Source organism: Ensifer oleiphilus (assembly GCF_013371465.1).
Taxonomy (GTDB): Bacteria; Pseudomonadota; Alphaproteobacteria; order Rhizobiales; family Rhizobiaceae; genus Ensifer; species Ensifer oleiphilus.
In genome coordinates, this window is record NZ_JABWDU010000006.1 from 213,866 (window position 1) to 230,827 (window position 16,962).

Here is a 16,962-nt window from a genome sequence, read left to right on the forward strand (position 1 = left end):
TGATGAACATTCTTTCCGTCGCGTCCGAAGTGTATCCGCTGGTCAAGACCGGGGGGCTTGCCGACGTCGTCGGCGCCCTGCCGGCCGCACTGTCGCCGCACGGTATCCGCACCCGCACCCTGGTGCCCGGTTATCCCGCGGTGCTGCAGAAGCTGAAGAAGAAAAAGAAGGTCGGCAGTTTTGCCAACCTGTTCGGCATCCCGGCCTCGGTTCTGGCGGCCGATCTCGACGGTCTGGACCTCCTGGTGCTTGATCTGCCCGCGCTCTACGACCGCGACGGCGGCCCCTATGTCGATGCCACCGGGCGCGACTATGTCGACAACTTCCGCCGCTTCGCCGCCTTGTCGCTGGCTGCGGCCGAAATCGCGGCCGGCGACGTCGTGGCCGGCTGGAAGCCCGACATCGTCCACGTGCACGACTGGCAGACGGCGCTGACGCCGGTCTACATGCGCTTCGGCCGCGCGGCCTCGACGCCGACGGTCATGACCATCCACAACATCGCCTTCCAGGGACAGTTCGGGCCGGCGGTCTTTGCCGAGCTGGCGCTTCCGCCCGAAGCCTTCTCTATGCAGTTCGTCGAGTACTACGGCGACGTCTGCTTCCTCAAGGGCGGCCTACAGACGGCAAACGCGATCACCACCGTCAGCCCCTCCTATGCGCAGGAGATCTTGACACCGGAATTCGGCATGGGCCTCGAGGGCCTGCTGAAGAGCAGGCTTTCCGACCTCGTGGGCATCGTCAACGGCATCGACGCCGATGTCTGGAACCCGGCAAGCGATCCGCTGATCGCCCAGCATTTCAGCCCGACGACCTTGAAGCAACGTGGCCCCAACCGGCGGGCGCTCGAAGAACGCTTCGGGCTGGAACAGGGCAATGGCCCGATCTTCTGCGTCATCAGCCGGCTCACCTGGCAGAAGGGCATGGATCTGCTTGCCGAAGTTACCGACGAGATCGTGGCGATGGGCGGCAAGCTCATCGTTCTCGGCTCCGGCGACACCGCGCTCGAAGGCGCACTTCTTGCTGCCGCCTCGCGCCACCGCGGCCATGTCGGCATGGTCACCGGCTATAACGAACCGCTCTCGCACCTGATGCAGGCAGGATCGGACGCAATCCTCATCCCGTCGCGCTTCGAGCCCTGCGGGCTGACGCAGCTCTACGGCCTGCGCTACGGCTGCGTGCCGGTCGTCGCCCGCACCGGCGGTCTTGCCGACACCATCATCGACGCGAACGAAGCCGGACTATCGGCAAAGGTGGCGACCGGTTTCCAGTTCACGCCTGTTACCGCCGACGGGTTGCGTCTTGCGATCCGGCGCGTCTTCCGTGCATACAACGAACCGAAAGTCTGGGCGCGTCTGCAGACCCAGGGCATGAAATCGGACGTTTCCTGGGCCAGAAGCGCCGAGCGTTACGTCTCTCTATATTCCGGTCTTCTCGGGAAAGGCTAAGCCAGAATGATAAGAACAGTCACCACCACACCCTATGGCGACCAGAAGCCCGGCACGTCCGGCCTGCGCAAGAAGGTTCCGGTGTTCCAGCAGAAGAACTATGCCGAGAACTTCATCCAGTCGATCTTCGACGCGCTCGAAGGCTTTGCCGGCCAGACCCTGGTGATCGGCGGCGACGGCCGCTTCTACAACCGCGAAGTCATCCAGATCGCCATCAAGATGGCCGCGGCCAACGGCTTCGGCCGCGTGCTCGTCGGCCGCGGCGGCATCCTGTCGACGCCCGCCGCCTCCAACGTCATCCGCAAATACGAAGCCTTCGGCGGCATCGTGCTGTCTGCCAGCCACAACCCCGGCGGCCCGACCGAAGACTTCGGTATCAAGTACAACATCGGCAATGGCGGCCCGGCGCCGGAGAAGGTCACCGACGCGATCTATGCCCGCAGCCAGGTGATCGACACCTACAAGATTTCCGATGTCGCCGACGTCAATCTCGATGCCGAGGGCACGCAGGACATCGACGGCATGACCGTCACGGTCATCGACCCCGTGTCAGACTACGCCACACTGATGGAAAGCCTGTTCGATTTCGATGCCATCCGCAAGCTGATCGCGGGCGGCTTCCGCGTCGTCTTCGACGCGATGAGCGCCGTCACCGGGCCTTACGCCAAGGAGATCATCGAGAAGCGCCTGGGCGCGCCGAAGGGCTCGGTAATGAACTTCATTCCGCTGCCGGACTTCGGCGGCCACCACCCGGACCCGAACCTGGTGCACGCCCGCGCATTATACGAGACGATGATGGCGCCGGACGCCCCCGATTTCGGCGCAGCCTCCGACGGCGACGGCGACCGCAACCTCGTCATCGGCCGCGGCATCTTCATCACGCCTTCCGACAGCCTGGCGATGCTGGCCGCCAATGCGCATCTGGCGCCGGGCTACGCCAAGGGCCTCGCCGGTATTGCCCGTTCGATGCCAACAAGCGGGGCCGCCGACCGGGTCGCCGAAAAGCTCGGCATCGGCCTCTATGAGACGCCGACCGGCTGGAAGTTCTTCGGCAACCTGCTGGACGAGGGCATGGCGACGATCTGCGGCGAGGAAAGTGCGGGCACCGGCTCCAACCATGTGCGCGAAAAGGACGGTCTCTGGGCGGTTCTGCTCTGGCTCAACATCCTTGCCGTGCGCAAGGAAAGCGCGCTCGACATCGCAGCCAAGCACTGGGCGACCTACGGCCGCAACTACTACTCGCGCCACGACTACGAAGAAGTGGACAGCGACGCCGCCAACGGCCTGGTGGCAGCGCTTCGCGACCAGCTCTCGACCCTACCCGGAAAATCCTTCGGCGCGCTCAAGGTCGCAACGGCAGACGACTTTTCCTATCATGATCCGGTCGACCATTCCGTCAGCAAGAACCAGGGCATCCGTATCCTGTTCGAAGGCGGCTCGCGCGTCGTCTTCCGCCTGTCGGGAACCGGCACGTCGGGTGCGACTCTGCGAGTCTATATCGAACGTTTCGAGCCGGACCCGACCCGTCACGACATCGACACCCAGGAGGCACTCGCCGACCTCATCCTCGTTGCCGATGAGATCGCCGGCATCAAGACCCGCACTGGCCGCACCGAGCCGAGCGTCATCACCTGAGTGAGCGCCCCTCGGGGCGCTCGAAGACCTGATATCGCTGCTGCACAGTTCCTGAAATCGGAAGCGATTTAAGACGGGAAATATGCGGCAGACTTCAAGTGTTGCAGCGTCCTTTGCGCGTCAGGTTTGACGCGCGGCGCTGCGAGAAAACCGAGGGGTGCCTGATTGATGCCGACCGCTGCACTGCCACCCCTCGGCGCCACCATAACCCCTGATGGCACGCGCTTTGCCGTCTGGTCGCGTTATGCCGCGCGCATCGACCTCTGCCTGTTCGACAAGACGGGCGAAAAGGCCTTGCGCCAGTTGCCGATGACGCGTGACGGCGACATCCACAGCCTTGTTGTTGCCGACGCGCCGAAGGGAACCCGCTACGGCTTCCGTGCCGATGGCGTCTATTCTCCCGATCATGGCCTCTGGTTCGATCCGTCGAAGCTGCTCGTCGACCCCTATGCCGTCGAACTCGACCGGCCGTTCCGGCACGATCCGAGGCTGACCATTTTCGGCGAAGACACAGCCGATTTGGTGCCCAAGGCGATCGTGACAGAGGTCAAGACCGCCAAACCGAAGCCGCCGATTTTCAAGGCGGGCGGGCTCATCTACGAAATCGCCGTCAAACCTTTCACCGCGCTGCATCAAGGCATTCCCGCAGAAAAACGCGGCACGGTCGCAGCGCTTGCCGAGCCCATCATCATTGAGCATCTGAAGCGGCTGGGCGTTTCCGCCGTCGAACTGATGCCGATCGTCGCCTGGATCGACGAGCGCCATTTGCCGCCGCTCGGGCTCAGCAATGGCTGGGGCTACAATCCCATCGCGCCGATGGCGCTCGACCCGCGACTGGTGCCGGGCGGCGTGAAGGAACTGCGCCAGACCGTCGAGGCGCTGCGCAAGGCCGGGATCGGCGTGATCCTCGATCTGGTCTTCAACCATTCCGGCGAAAGCGATCGGCTCGGCACGACGCTGTCGATGCGCGGGCTCGACAACCTCGCCTACTATCGCCACGTCACCGACAGGCCCGGAGACCTGATCAACGATACCGGCTGCGGCAACACGATCGCCTGCGACCACCCGGTCGTCCAGACGCTGATCCTCGACAGCCTGCGCCACTTCGTGCTCGCCGCCGGCGTCGACGGCTTCCGCTTCGATCTCGCCTCGATCCTCGGCCGCGACATGGCGGGATTCCACCGCGACGCGCCGCTGTTCGAAGCCATCCACGCCGATCCGGTGCTTGCCGATCGCGTGCTGATCGCCGAGCCCTGGGATGTCGGCCCCGGCGGCTACCAGCTCGGCAATTTCCCCGCTCCGTTCCTCGAATGGAACGACCGGGCGCGCGACGATATCAGGCTCTACTGGCGCGGCGACCGGCATGTGATCGGCGCGCTTGCGACAGCACTTGCGGGCTCGTCCGACATGTTCTCCCGCTGGGGCAACGCCGGCACGCGCACCGTCAACTTCATCGCCGCCCATGACGGCTTTACTCTTGCCGACATCGTTACCTTCGCCGGCAAGCACAATGAAGCCAACGGCGAAGAGAACCGCGACGGCCACAACGAGAACCATTCCTGGAATAATGGGGCCGAGGGCGCGACCGCCGACCCCGAAATCCGGGCAGCGCGTCGGCATGATGTCATGGCGCTCCTGGGCACGCTGTTTGCTTCCCGCGGCACGATCATGCTGACAGCCGGTGACGAAGGCGGGCGCACGCAACGCGGCAACAACAATGCCTATTGCCAGGACAACGCCATCACCTGGATCGATTGGAGCGCTATGGACACGACGCTGGTCGCCCATACGGCAGCGCTTTCGGCACTCAGGAGACGCTTCAGTGTCTTCAGCGAGACAGCGTTCTTCACCGGCAACGGCGATGTCGAATGGCTGCGCCTCGACGGCCACCCAATGGCGGTGACGGACTGGGAGCACCCGGCAACGGACAACCTGATGATGGTGCTGGCCACCCGAGACGGCAGGAAGAAGCGGTCGACGCGGCTTGCCGTCGTCGTCAACCGCAGCCACGCGCCGCACCCGATCCATTTGCCCGAAAGCCTCGACGGGCAGTGGCAGGATGCGCTTTCCCGCGAGCCCCCGCCCACTTTCGTGCCCCCTCGCTCCGTTTCCTTCTTCGTCGAAAATTTCTGAACTATTCCGACCACTTGCTAGAACTTGCCCGGCCGTCCTATAGATTCGTCCGGGGGGCCACTTTCAGGACAGACACATGCTGAAGGATATTTCACTTGCCGAAATCAGACCGCTGGTCGGCACCGAGGTCGGTGTCTCCGACTGGATCACGGTCACGCAGGAAACGATCGACAAGTTCGCCGAGGCAACCGGTGACTATCAGTACATCCATGTCGATCCGGTACGCGCGGCTGCCGAAACACCGTTCGGCGGCACGATCGCGCATGGCTTCCTTTCACTCTCGCTGCTGTCGGCGATGAACTACAGCTGCCTGCCCAAGATCCGCGAACAGACGATGGGCATCAACTACGGCTTCGAGAAGGTGCGCTTCATCGCTCCGGTCAAAAGCGGCGCCCGCGTGCGCGGACATTTCACCATGGCCGACGCCCGCTTCCGTGGCGGCAGCATGCTGATGATCACCTATGATGTCAGCGTCGAGGTCGAGGGCGAGCGCAAGCCGGCATTGACCGCCACCTGGCAAACGATCATCCAGTTCGACCCCAAGGACCGACCCGCCGATGCCTGAGACGAAGGCAACCGAGCAGGCCGTGCGCGATGCGTTTCGCGACCAGGCGAAGTCCTGCGACGGGCTCGGCTCCCCGTTCACGGCGCGGCTCTGCCGCCTGATCGCCGATCGGCTCAAATCTGACACTCCGGTCGGTGCCCGTGTGCTCGGCTGGCAGGGCGACCCGACATCCGCGGGCGATTCCGTGGCGTTGCGGCTCTGCGGCGCCCTGCACGCAGTCGTGCGCGCCGGAAGGGACGATCGGTTGCAGGCGAGTTATCCGCCGATCCAGGCGGACGACGAGACACTGTGGTCGGCGGTGGACAATGCCATTCGGCGTGAAGCGGCCTTCATTCTCGATCGGCTGCAATCGGCGCCGCAGACCAACGAAGTTCGCCGCTCGGGCGCGCTGCTTGCCGGCTTCCTGACGCTTGTCGATCTGTTCGGCAAGCCGCTGGTGCTGTCGGAACTCGGCGCCAGCGCCGGCCTCAATCTGCACTGGGACCGCTATCGCTATCGGCTGGGCGATACCGCCTGGGGCGATCCGGCGTCGCGCGTCATCATCGAACCGCAATGGACCGGCCCAAATCCACCCACAGCTAAGATCGCTGTGACAGATCGCGCCGGCTGCGATCTCAATCCGCTCGACCCCGCATCGGAACAGGATCGCCTGCGCCTGCTCTCCTTCATCTGGGCAGACCAGCAGGATCGCCTCGACCGCACCAGCTTTGCCTTCGAGACGGCGGCAGCCCGCCCTGAACGCGTCGTGCGCGCCGATGCGATCGACTGGCTGAGACAGCGGCTCGCACGGAGTTTTCCCGGCGCCGTTCATGTCGTCTATCACACGATTGCCTGGCAGTATTTTCCAAAGGCGTCGCAGGACGAAGGCGAAGCTCTGATTGCCGAAGCCGGCAGGAACGCAACAATGGACGCGCCGCTTGCACGGCTGCAGATGGAAGCCGACGGACAGACGCCCGGCGCGGCCCTCACTCTGGAGGTCTGGCCGAGCGGCGAAAAGCATCTCATCGGCCGCGCGGACTTCCACGGGCGCTGGGTCGAGTGGACAGGATGGCCGCACGCATGATCATCGAACCAGCCGACGGGCGCTTTGTCTCCGACTTTGAAGCGTGCGACTTCTCCTTCGAGGTGACAGCGGAAGCCGTCCCGCCCTTCGATGGACCGGGTCTCAGCGGCACGATGCCGGTGGACGCCTATCGCAAGACCTATGATGCCGACCCGGTCGAGCTGCTGGAGGCGGCGGCAGAAAGTGATGCCGCACTCTTCGTCGCTCGCGCCGAAGGCCGAATGCTCGGCTACATCGCATTGTCCATAGGCTGGAACGGCTACGCCGAGATCGACGATATCGCGGTCGATGCCTCAGCGCGCCGTTCGGGCGTCGCCGTGGCGATGATGGATAAGGCCGTCAATTGGGCAAGAGAACACAGCCTGGCGGGACTTCGCCTCGAAACGCAGTCCAACAATGTTGCCGCCTGCCGTTTCTACGCGCGATACGGTTTCGAATTGGCCGGCTACGATCGTCATCTCTATACGGCCCTCAACCCCGGCACGCGCGAGGTTGCGCTCTACTGGTATCTTCGGTTCGACGCCGATTAGAAGGCAGCGCGGCTCTGGCAGCCTTGATCCGATCGAAGGTACGGAGTCGCAAGAGCCCGGTCAGAACGTGATCACGTGACGGATGACCGTGCCTTGATCCAGCAGGTCGAAGGCTTCGTTGATTTCATCGAACTGTGCCTGCCGCCTCATGGCCGAGCGCCACGGGCACGGGCCGTGGCCTGTCGCCGTTGATGACGGAAAGATCGGAATGGCAGAGACCGGCAGTGCCGATGCGCACCAACAGTTCATCCGGGCCCGGCGGATCAAGATCGAGGGTCTCGACGGATAGCGGCAGCGTCGTGGCATAGGGCCGTCTGATCGGCGCGTGTCGGAGCACCGCTGCACGTGTTTTCAAACCATCCTCCCGTTTGCAAACGGGGGCAGCTTGCCGCTGGAAGTTTCTGGCGGCAAGCTCACATTGCAGGCCTGTCGATCACCGTTGCGGATCGACAGGCGGGCAGGAAGTCGTCGAAGCTAGTGGCCGGCGTCCGCGGCCCCTTCGGACAGCATGCCGAAGACGTAAGGCGAGAAAGACCGCCAGCATTCGACGCGGAAGGTGTCCTCGGCGAGGCGCAGGAGCACGATTTCGACCTTGCCGAAAATGGTGCGCGAGCAGGCGCCGACCGGGAAGATCGCCAGCGACAGGTCCTGCGGGCAGCCGCTATTGATGGCCACCTCCGCACCCGGACCGCTGACGACGACGGCGACGTTGCGATGCGAGACGTCGACAGCCGAATGCAGCGTGCCGCTGGTCGTAGCCGCGGCCATCAGGTCGGCTTCGCTCTCGTCGATGACAAGCCACTCGTCCGGCCCGAGCCAGAGCGCATGGCGCTTGCCGTTCGAAGCCGAGGTCTTCGGCCGCGTCGGCAGGGTAACGCCGAGAGAGGCCGAAAGACCGGGCAGCGCATCGGCTCCAGCCCTTAGCGACAGGCGCGAAGCAGCGGGTGCAGGCGTCAGGACCACCTCGGAAAAACCGCCACGGGCAGTAAGAGCGCTCTTGCGGGTTGCAGTTGCCAGATCAGCCATGGAGGCGACCCCCTTCCTTGTCAAAGAACACCATGTCGCTTACCTCGACGGCGATCGTCCTGTCGGCCATCGGCACGTAGAGCGTCTGGCCGAGGCGCGCGCGGCCACCGGCAACGACGGCAAGAGCAATCGAGCGGCCGCAATTTTCCGACCAGTAGGACGAGGTCACGTGGCCGAGCATGGTCATCGGTTTCGGCTGGTTCGGATCGGCGACGATCTGTGCGCCTTCCTCCAGCACCACGTTCGGATCCTTCGTCAGGAGACCAACGAGTTGCTTGCGACCCTCCTTGACCAGATCAGGACGCTTGAGACCGCGAATGCCGACGAAATCGGCCTTCTTCTTCGAGACGGCCCAGGAGAGGGCCGCGTCGTCAGGCGTCAGCGTGCCGTCGGTGTCCTGACCGACAATGATGTAGCCCTTCTCGGCGCGCAGCACGTGCATGGTCTCGGTACCGTAGGCGCAGGCGCCCATCGGCTCGGCCCGCTCCCAGATCGCTTCCCAGGCCGCCTGGCCATAGTCGGCCGGCACGTTGACTTCGAAACCGAGCTCGCCGGTGAACGACATGCGGAACAGCCGGGTCGGTACGCCGCAGATCTTGCCTTCGGCCACGCTCATATGCGGGAAGGCCTCGTTGGAAAGATCGATGCCCTCGACGAGCGGTGCGATGATCTCGCGTGCCTTCGGTCCCTGCACGGCGATGACGGCCCATTGTTCGGTCGTCGAGGTCAGCCAGACCTTCAGGTGCGGGAATTCCGTCTGCAGGTAGTCTTCCATGTGGTTCATGACCCGCGGCGCGCCGCCGGTGGTCGTCGTCACGTGGAAGCGGTCTTCTGCCAGCCTGCCGACCACGCCGTCGTCATAGACGAAGCCGTCGTCGCGCAGCATGATGCCGTAGCGGCAGCGGCCGGGCTTCAGCGTGTCCCAGGCGTTGGTGTACATCAGGTTGAGGAACTGAGCCGCATCCGGCCCGACCACTTCGATCTTGCCGAGCGTCGAGGCGTCGAACAGGCCGGCGACCTCGCGCACGGTCTTGCATTCGCGCGCGACCGCCTCATGCATGCCCTCGCCCGCCTTCGGGTAGAACCAGGCGCGTTTCCAGTTGCCGACATCCTCGAACGCAGCGCCATGCGCCTCTTCCCAGGCATGAACAGGGGTCTTGCGGGCGGGATCGAACAGGCTGCCGCGCGAATGGTTGACGATCGCGCCGAAGGTGACCGGCGTGTAGGGCTGGCGGAAGGTCGTCAGGCCCACCTGCGGGATATCCTTGCCGAGCGCTTCGGCGGCAATCGCAAGGCCATGCATGTTTGACAGCTTGCCCTGGTCCGACGCCATGCCGTTTGTGGTGAAGCGCTTGATGTGCTCGATCGAATGCATGCCTTCGCGCACCGCAAGCCGGATGTCCTTGGCGCAGACGTCATGCTGGAAGTCGATGAAGGCCTTGACGCTTGTGTCCGGTCCCGCGCCTTCGGCAGCGCCGATCATGCCGCCGGTCCAGCTGAAGGCATTGTCGCCGTGCAGCGTTACCTGCGCACCGCCTTCGGCGCCGGCCGCACGCGCGGTCAGTTCGCCGGCAGCCAGCGCCTCGTCGATCGTTGCCTGCAGATCATCGGTGCCGTTGCAGGCGCCGATCGACAGGCAATCCTGCAGATACGTGCCCGGCAGGAAGCGCTGCGTGGCCGCATCGAATTTCACCTTGCCGCGCGATTGCGAGAACAGATGCACTGACGGTGTCCAGCCGGACGAGACGAGCAGCGCATCGACGGCAATCTTGCGCGCCGATCCGCCGCCGTTGCGGGCAACGCTGATCGAGGATACCCGCAGCTTGCCGCCGGAATTGACGACGGAGTGTCCAGTCAGCACCTCGATCCCGAGGCGGCGGGCTTCCGCCAGCACCGCTTCGCCGGGATTGTCACGGCAATCGACGATGGCGGGAACAGCGACGCCGGCCCGCTTGAGGTCGAACGCCGCCTCATAGGCGGAATCATGGGCCGTGTAGACGCCGACCTTGGAGCCGACGGCAACGCCGTAGTGGTTGAGATAGGTGCGCCCGGCTGACGCGAGCATGATGCCCGGACGGTCGTTGTTGGCAAACACCATGTGCCGCTCGATCGAGCCGTTGGCGAGGATGACCTTCTTGGCGCGCACCTGCCACAGCCGCTCGCGCGGCAAAGCCTTGTCGAGCGCCGGCAGATGGTCCGTCACCCTTTCGACGAGGCCGACGAAGTTGTGGTTGTAGTAGCCGAAGCCGGTGGTGCGGGTGAGAACCGTGACGTTGTCCATCGCGGCAAGCGTCTTGGCCGTCGTCTGCGCCCAGTCCCAGCCGTCCTTGCCGTCGATCGTCGTGCCGCTTTCATACCGCAGCGCGCCGCCGACTTCCGGCTGTTCGTCGCAGATGATCACTTTTGCGCCCGCCTTGGCGGCGGCCAGCGCTGCCGAGAGGCCGGCAACGCCGGCACCGATCACCAGCACGTCGCAATGGGCATAGCGGCTGGCATAATGATCGGGATCCGCTTCCGTCGGTGCAACGCCGAGACCGGCGGCACGGCGGATGAAGGGTTCGTAGATCGCGTGCCACGCGGCCTTCGGCCACATGAAGGTCTTGTAGTAGAAACCGGCGGCAAAGAACGGCGACAGGAGGTCGTTGAAGCCGCCGACGTCGAAGGCGAGCGAGGGCCAGCGGTTCTGCGACTGCACCTTCATGCCGTCGAACACTTCCTGCACCGTGGCGCGCACGTTCGGCTGGCGGCGGGCCGCATCGCGCGAGACGTCGAGCAACGCATTCGGCTCTTCGGCGCCGGCCGAAAGAATGCCGCGCGGACGATGATACTTGAACGAACGGCCGACGAGATGAATGCCGTTGGCAAGCAATGCGGAGGCAACGGTGTCGCCTTCAAGGGCGGTCAACGTGCGCCCGTCGAAGGTGAAGCGGGCGGTGCGCGCCGGCGTCAGACGGCCCGAACCTGCAATACGATTGGCGCCGCTCATCGTGCCGCTCCCTTGTCCTGCTCGCCCTTTAGAATGGCGGCCACATCGGGCTTGGGTTCGCCCGCCTTGTAGGTGGTGTAAAACCGGTCGCTCACCGTGTCGCGCGCGGCATTGAAGAACCGGCCGCAGCCATGGATATGGCGCCAGCGTTCGAAGATCAGGCCCTTGGGGTTCTGACGGAGGAAGAAGAACTCTTCGAACTCCTCGTCGCTGATCTCGGCAATGTTGGTCGGACGGACGATATGGGCGTCACCGGCATTGCGGAATTCGAGCTCGGAACGCTCTTCCTCGCAATAGGGGCAATAGATCAAAAGCATCTCGAAATCCTTGGCAATCAGTGCGCAACGGCGGCAGCGGCCGCCTCGTCGATCAGTCGGCCGGTGCGGAAGCGGTCGAGCGTCAGCCCAGCGGCCAGCCGATGCGGCTCGCCCCTGGCAATGAGGTGCGCAAACAGGTTGGCTGACCCCGGCGTCGCCTTGAAGCCGCCCGTACCCCAACCGGCATTGAGGAACAGCCCTGGAACCGGCGTCACACCCTGGATCGGCGAGCGGTCCTGCGTCACGTCGACGATACCGCCCCACTGCCGCATCATCTTGACGCGCCGGAACATCGGGAAGAGCTCGCAGATCGCATCCAGCGTATGGGTGATGATCTGCAGGCCGCCGGTCTGGGAGTAGGAATTGTACTGGTCGGTACCGGCGCCGATGACGAGCTCGCCCTTGTCGGACTGCGAGATGTAGGCATGCACCGAGTTCGACATGACCACGCAAGGGAACATCGGCTTCAGCGGCTCGGAGACCAGCGCCTGCAGCGGCTGGCTCTGTAGCGGCACGCGCACGCCGGCCATTTCCATCAGCACCGACGAGTGACCGGCGGCGGAAACGCCGATCTTCCTGGCGCCGATGAAACCGCGATTGGTGTCGACGCCGGTCACATTGCCGTTCTCGTCACGGCGGATGCCGGTGACTTCGCAGTTCTGGATGATGTGCACGCCGCGGTCGGACGCGCCGCGGGCATAGCCCCAGGCAACCGCATCGTGTCGCGCCGTGCCGCCGCGCCGCTGGAGTGCTGCACCATTGATCGGATAGCGGGCGTTCTTGGCGATATCGAGCGGCGGGCAGTAGGCCTTGGCCTGTTCCGGCGTCAGCCACTCGTTGTCGATGCCGTAGAGACGGTTGGCATTGATATGGCGCTTGAACGACTGCTGGTCGTGGATGTTGTGCGACAGCATCATAACGCCGCGCGGCGAATACATGACGTTGTAATTGAGGTCCTGCGACAGGTTTTCCCAGAGCTTCAGCGAATGCTCGTAGATATCCATGCTCTCTTCATAGAGATAGTTGGACCGGATGATCGTGGTGTTGCGGCCGGTGTTACCGCCACCGATCCAACCCTTTTCGAGCACCGCGACATTGGTGATGCCGTGTTCCTTGGCAAGATAGTAGGCAGCGCCCAGCCCATGGCCGCCGCCACCAATGATGATCACATCATAGTCCTTGCGGGGCTCGGGCGAGGCCCATTGCGGACCCCATCCCTTGTGGCCGCGCAAAGCCTCGCGCGCCACGGCAAAAACAGAATATTTGCGCATCCGCCTGTTACTCCATGAACCCCGGTGATCATTCTCGTTGGCGTTAGAAATCGCAAATCCGACGCCCGCGCAACGTTTCTTTTGCGACGCAAACGGGCGGACTTGCGCGGAGTTGCGACATCGCCGCAATCCGCCGATTGCCGCTCGATGATACACATAGCGGTCTAGCATTGCGGTTTTTTCAGCACGGGCTCATGTCCTCGCTGGACTTTCTACTGATGATCTGGTATCCGCACCTTCAATCGTCGAGCTTTCGGCTCAGCGAACGTAGCTTTTTTTGCCTCCGACACCTGACGTGAGGCAACAACTCGAAACAACCAAAGGAACGGGATTTCACGTGCAGGTACTTGTCCGCGATAACAATGTTGACCAGGCGCTCCGCGCTCTCAAGAAGAAGATGCAGCGCGAAGGCATTTTCCGCGAAATGAAGATGCGTGATTTCTACGAAAAGCCGTCCCAGAAGCGCGCCCGCGAAAAGGCTGAAGCCGTTCGCCGCGTTCGCAAGCTGGCGCGCAAGCGTGCACAGCGCGAAGGCGTCGTGGCCCGTTAATTTGTCGATTTTTCGACACTTTTCGATCTAAGTCGTGGCGGGGGCGAAATATCGCCGCCGCCTTTCTTTTGGTATGGACATCTTTTCCGTCGTCGGGCTAGCGTGACAGTCGCAACCGGCAACGGTGGCCGGTCGCGGTGTTTAGCGCCGGACGGTTTGCCGCAGGCCCTCGTAGCCTCGGCTGTGGGGCCCCGCGAAATTCGCCGGCCTCCTCGAACGGGAAGCCGATGGCTTTCGGACCTAGTCGCATTGAGGGATCGACCTTTGACACTTGCTGCCATGACTGCGGACGTCGCCGGTTTTACCACCCAAGAGGCGCGCCGCCGCCACAAGCGCAAGCCGAAGCTTGCCGCCATGTTCCTGCTCGGATCGGCTCTGCTTCTTTCGGGATGCACGACCGACGGCCCTGAATCGATGGCCAAGGTCGAGCGTGAACAGGGCTCGCAGGGAAACATCGCATCGCTGTCGAGCGTGATCGCCTCCAACCCGAGCGACCCCGAGGGTTATAATGTCCGTGGCTCCGCCTACGGCCGCGCCGGCGAATACCGCCGCGCCCTTGCCGACTTCGACCAGGCGATCCAGCTCAACCCGCGCTTCTACCAGGCCTATGCCAACCGTGCGCTCGTTCACCGCAACATGGGCAACACCCAGGCAGCCCTTGCCGACTACAACATGGCGCTGCAGCTGAACGCCAACTACGACGTCGCCTATATCGGCCGCGGCAATCTCTACCGCCAGGCAGGCCAGCTCGATTCCGCCTTCAACGATTTCAACAAGGCGATCCAGCTCGACACCACCGACCCGCGCGCCTACCACAACCGCGGCCTGATCTATCAGGCGCGCAACCAGCACGGCCAGGCGATCGAAGACTTCTCGACGGCGATCTCGCTGTCGCCGAGTTCGCCGGAGCCCTATAACGGCCGCGGCATCTCCTACGTCGCCCAGGGCGATGACGACAACGCGTTCTCCGACTTCAACACCGCCATCACGCTCGACGGCAAGGTTGCCGAATCCTGGGCGAACCAGGCGCTGGTCTACGAGCGCAAGGGCGACAAGACCAAGGCTGCAAAGTCCTACTCGCATGCCCTGCAGCTCGATCCGAAATACGAGCCGGCACGTGCAGGCCTTGCCCGCGTGAAAGCCACCTAAGACGCAAGCACGCCTCTCCCGTTTCAGCGCCCGCGACCCGTTCGCGGGCGTTTTCGTTTGTCCGCAGCGACAATCGACGCTTGCGATGACGAGCGGAACCTTCCCGGCCACCATCCGTTTGCTCAAGGAATGAAAAACGGAGACTGAGCCATGATCAAAAAGACCTTCATCGCGACACTGGCCCTGGCAGCCCTTTGCGCCGGGCCGTCCGCAGCCCAGAACTATGTCGCGCTCGGCCGCCTCGTCTGCGGTTCGGACGGTGGCACCGGCATGATCGTTACCTCGACGAAGAACCTGCTTTGCACCTTCAAGCCCGCCAACGGCGCGCCGGCCGCAAGCTATGCCGGCACCATTCGCAAGATCGGCATCGACATTGGCAAGACGGGCAAGAGCACCATGGTCTGGGATGTGCTCGCCAAGACCGGCACGCCGGTGACCGCACATGCGCTGGCCGGTGAGTATTACGGCATCGGCGCCGATGCGAGCGTTGCCGTTGGCGGCGGCGCCAAGGTGATCGGCGGCGGCACCAACAAGGCCTTCATGCTGCAGCCGGTCAACGTTCAGGTCCAGGAAGGACTGAACATCGCGATCGGCGTGGATGAACTGACGCTCGCCCCGGCGGGCTGACACGGCGCATAGGCAAATGTCGGCGAGATGATCCTCGCCGGCAGGCGTCGAGCCGTCGGCGGGACCGCCCTTCCAGAGCAGCGCTACACGTCAGATATGACGCGCGAAAGACGCTGTGGAACGTGGGTTTGCATCATGATTTTGGCCAAGCCGAAATCATGATATGGGCATGCCTTCTTCGCCGGCGGCTCGACGCAACAGACGAAAACGCCCGCCATATGTGGCGGGCGTTTTCAATTCCAACTTGGGTTACGGCCGATCAGGCGTGCAGCGCCTTGACGATATCTTCCGTCACCTTCTTGGCATCACCGAGCAGCATCATCGTGCCGTCCTTGTAGAACAGCGTGTTGTCGATGCCGGCATAACCGGAGCCGAGCGAGCGCTTGACGAAGAGGCAGGTCTTGGCCTTGTCGACGTCGAGGATCGGCATGCCGTAGATCGGCGACGATGGGTCGTCGCGCGCCGCCGGGTTGGTGACGTCGTTGGCGCCGATGACATAGGCGACGTCCGCCTGGGCGAATTCCGAGTTGATGTCTTCAAGCTCGAACACTTCGTCGTAAGGCACGTTCGCTTCGGCGAGCAGCACGTTCATGTGACCAGGCATGCGGCCCGCAACCGGGTGGATCGCGTATTTCACATCGACGCCGGCGGCCTTCAACTGGTCGCCGAGTTCGCGCAGCGCATGCTGTGCCTGGGCGACGGCCATGCCGTAGCCCGGGACGATGATCACCTTGGAGGCGTTGGCCATCAGGAACGCCGCATCGTCGGCCGCGCCCTGCTTGACGGTACGCTGGACGCCGTCGTCGACGGCGGCTGCAGCCGCCTCGCCACCGAAGCCGCCAAGAATGACCGAGATGAACGACCGGTTCATGCCCTTGCACATGATGTAGGACAGGATCGCACCGGACGAGCCGACCAGCGCGCCGGTGATGATCAGCGCCAGGTTGCCGAGCGTGAAGCCGATGCCGGCCGCAGCCCAACCCGAATAGGAATTGAGCATCGAGACGACCACCGGCATGTCGGCGCCGCCGATCGGCACGATGATCAGTACCCCGAGCGCCAGCGACAGGAGAACGATCAGCCAGAACACCGTCGTGCTCTGGGTGAAGACCAGCATGATCACCAGCACGACGAGCGCGATCGCCAGGCCGGCGTTGACGAAGTGACGGCCGGTGAGCAGGATCGGCTTGCCGGACATGCGCCCGTCGAGCTTGAGGAAGGCGATGATCGACCCGGTAAAGGTGATCGCGCCGATGGCAACGCCGAGCGACATTTCGACCAGCGCCTGGGCGTGGATGTCGCCGACGGTGCCGATGCCGAAGCTTTCGGGTGCGTACATCGCCGCGGCCGCGACCATGACTGCCGCGAGACCGACGAGCGAGTGGAAGGCGGCGACCAGCTGCGGCATCGACGTCATGGCGATGCGCCGCGCGATCACCGCGCCGGCACCGCCACCGATGGCAAGACCGAGCACGATCAGCAGGAAACCGCCGAAGGTGGGCTTTGCCAGAAGCAGCGTGGTGACGATGGCGATGCCCATGCCGACCATGCCGTAGGTGTTGCCCTTGCGGCTGGTGGCCGGGTGCGACAGGCCGCGCAGTGCCATGATGAAGAGCACGCCGGAAACGAGATAGAGGAAGGCTGCGAAGTTAGCGTTCATCGGCC

General features: G+C 63.9%; 14 protein-coding genes and 1 pseudogene. 9 read left to right on the plus strand and 6 right to left on the minus strand.

Annotated elements, in window-relative coordinates:
• Positions 1-2 precede the first annotated feature (2 nt).
• From glgA to HT585_RS22405, 6 genes are all read left to right on the plus strand, one after another.
• Positions 3-1,445 carry a glycogen synthase GlgA gene (gene glgA, locus HT585_RS22380; protein ID WP_176355002.1) on the plus strand — a complete coding sequence of 481 codons (1,443 nt, stop codon included), beginning with the start codon at positions 3-5 and terminating at the stop codon, positions 1,443-1,445.
• A gap of 6 nt (positions 1,446-1,451) precedes the next feature.
• A complete protein-coding gene (locus HT585_RS22385; protein WP_176355003.1) occupies positions 1,452-3,080 on the plus strand; it encodes an alpha-D-glucose phosphate-specific phosphoglucomutase in 1,629 nt (542 codons plus the stop codon).
• Positions 3,081-3,248: 168 nt separating this feature from the next.
• Positions 3,249-5,213 (plus strand): glycogen debranching protein GlgX, encoded by a 1,965-nt coding sequence (gene glgX / locus HT585_RS22390; protein ID WP_176355004.1) that lies wholly within the window; start codon positions 3,249-3,251, stop codon positions 5,211-5,213.
• Between the two features lie 76 nt (positions 5,214-5,289).
• A complete protein-coding gene (locus tag HT585_RS22395) occupies positions 5,290-5,778 on the plus strand; it encodes a MaoC family dehydratase (RefSeq protein WP_173423678.1) in 489 nt (162 codons plus the stop codon).
• Positions 5,771-6,841, plus strand: coding sequence for a DUF2332 domain-containing protein (locus tag HT585_RS22400; RefSeq protein ID WP_176355005.1), 1,071 nt, complete (start codon positions 5,771-5,773; stop codon positions 6,839-6,841). The genes HT585_RS22395 and HT585_RS22400 overlap by 8 nt, the downstream gene beginning before the upstream one ends.
• Positions 6,838-7,371: a GNAT family N-acetyltransferase gene (locus tag HT585_RS22405; RefSeq protein ID WP_210270524.1), complete on the plus strand. Its 534-nt coding sequence runs from the start codon at positions 6,838-6,840 to the stop codon at positions 7,369-7,371. Before HT585_RS22400 ends, HT585_RS22405 begins: the two co-directional genes overlap by 4 nt.
• Positions 7,372-7,501: 130 nt before the next feature.
• Here HT585_RS22405 and HT585_RS22410 read toward each other — a convergent pair.
• The 5 genes and pseudogenes from HT585_RS22410 to HT585_RS22430 all read right to left on the minus strand — a co-directional run.
• Positions 7,502-7,726: pseudogene (locus tag HT585_RS22410) on the minus strand (alcohol dehydrogenase catalytic domain-containing protein); the annotation flags it as partial.
• A 119-nt stretch (positions 7,727-7,845) separates the two neighbouring features.
• Positions 7,846-8,397: a sarcosine oxidase subunit gamma family protein gene (soxG, locus tag HT585_RS22415; protein WP_176355007.1), complete on the minus strand. Its 552-nt coding sequence runs from the start codon at positions 8,395-8,397 to the stop codon at positions 7,846-7,848.
• Entirely contained in the window at positions 8,390-11,383 is a 2,994-nt protein-coding gene (locus tag HT585_RS22420; RefSeq protein WP_176355008.1) for a sarcosine oxidase subunit alpha, read from the minus strand. The genes soxG and HT585_RS22420 overlap by 8 nt, the downstream gene beginning before the upstream one ends.
• Positions 11,380-11,700, minus strand: coding sequence for a sarcosine oxidase subunit delta family protein (locus HT585_RS22425; RefSeq protein ID WP_077500523.1), 321 nt, complete (start codon positions 11,698-11,700; stop codon positions 11,380-11,382). The genes HT585_RS22420 and HT585_RS22425 overlap by 4 nt, the downstream gene beginning before the upstream one ends.
• Positions 11,701-11,717: 17 nt before the next feature.
• The gene (locus HT585_RS22430; protein WP_176355009.1) at positions 11,718-12,971 is read right to left on the minus strand and encodes a sarcosine oxidase subunit beta family protein; all 1,254 of its coding nucleotides are present in this window, start codon (positions 12,969-12,971) and stop codon (positions 11,718-11,720) included.
• A 337-nt stretch (positions 12,972-13,308) separates the two neighbouring features.
• On the opposite strand from HT585_RS22430, the gene rpsU reads away from it, so the two are divergent.
• From rpsU to HT585_RS22445, 3 genes are all read left to right on the plus strand, one after another.
• A complete protein-coding gene (gene rpsU / locus HT585_RS31790) occupies positions 13,309-13,521 on the plus strand; it encodes a 30S ribosomal protein S21 (RefSeq protein ID WP_077500520.1) in 213 nt (70 codons plus the stop codon).
• A gap of 264 nt (positions 13,522-13,785) precedes the next feature.
• The gene (locus HT585_RS22440; RefSeq protein ID WP_246707847.1) at positions 13,786-14,670 is read left to right on the plus strand and encodes a tetratricopeptide repeat protein; all 885 of its coding nucleotides are present in this window, start codon (positions 13,786-13,788) and stop codon (positions 14,668-14,670) included.
• A gap of 150 nt (positions 14,671-14,820) precedes the next feature.
• A complete protein-coding gene (locus HT585_RS22445; protein ID WP_176355010.1) occupies positions 14,821-15,297 on the plus strand; it encodes a DUF992 domain-containing protein in 477 nt (158 codons plus the stop codon).
• Between the two features lie 259 nt (positions 15,298-15,556).
• Here the strand turns inward: HT585_RS22445 and HT585_RS22450 are convergent, their stop codons facing one another.
• The gene (locus tag HT585_RS22450) at positions 15,557-16,957 is read right to left on the minus strand and encodes an NAD(P)(+) transhydrogenase (Re/Si-specific) subunit beta (RefSeq protein WP_176355011.1); all 1,401 of its coding nucleotides are present in this window, start codon (positions 16,955-16,957) and stop codon (positions 15,557-15,559) included.
• Between the last annotated feature and the right edge of the window lie 5 nt (positions 16,958-16,962).

Coding starts and splice junctions, on each gene's coding strand:
- glgA (WP_176355002.1), top strand. CDS start 3: ATGAACATTCTTTCCGTCGCGTCCGAAGTGTATCCGCTGGTCAAGACC.
- HT585_RS22385 (WP_176355003.1), top strand. CDS start 1,452: ATGATAAGAACAGTCACCACCACACCCTATGGCGACCAGAAGCCCGGC.
- glgX (WP_176355004.1), top strand. CDS start 3,249: ATGCCGACCGCTGCACTGCCACCCCTCGGCGCCACCATAACCCCTGAT.
- HT585_RS22395 (WP_173423678.1), top strand. CDS start 5,290: ATGCTGAAGGATATTTCACTTGCCGAAATCAGACCGCTGGTCGGCACC.
- HT585_RS22400 (WP_176355005.1), top strand. CDS start 5,771: ATGCCTGAGACGAAGGCAACCGAGCAGGCCGTGCGCGATGCGTTTCGC.
- HT585_RS22405 (WP_210270524.1), top strand. CDS start 6,838: ATGATCATCGAACCAGCCGACGGGCGCTTTGTCTCCGACTTTGAAGCG.
- soxG (WP_176355007.1), bottom strand. CDS start 8,397: ATGGCTGATCTGGCAACTGCAACCCGCAAGAGCGCTCTTACTGCCCGT.
- HT585_RS22420 (WP_176355008.1), bottom strand. CDS start 11,383: ATGAGCGGCGCCAATCGTATTGCAGGTTCGGGCCGTCTGACGCCGGCG.
- HT585_RS22425 (WP_077500523.1), bottom strand. CDS start 11,700: ATGCTTTTGATCTATTGCCCCTATTGCGAGGAAGAGCGTTCCGAGCTC.
- HT585_RS22430 (WP_176355009.1), bottom strand. CDS start 12,971: ATGCGCAAATATTCTGTTTTTGCCGTGGCGCGCGAGGCTTTGCGCGGC.
- HT585_RS22445 (WP_176355010.1), top strand. CDS start 14,821: ATGATCAAAAAGACCTTCATCGCGACACTGGCCCTGGCAGCCCTTTGC.
- HT585_RS22450 (WP_176355011.1), bottom strand. CDS start 16,957: ATGAACGCTAACTTCGCAGCCTTCCTCTATCTCGTTTCCGGCGTGCTC.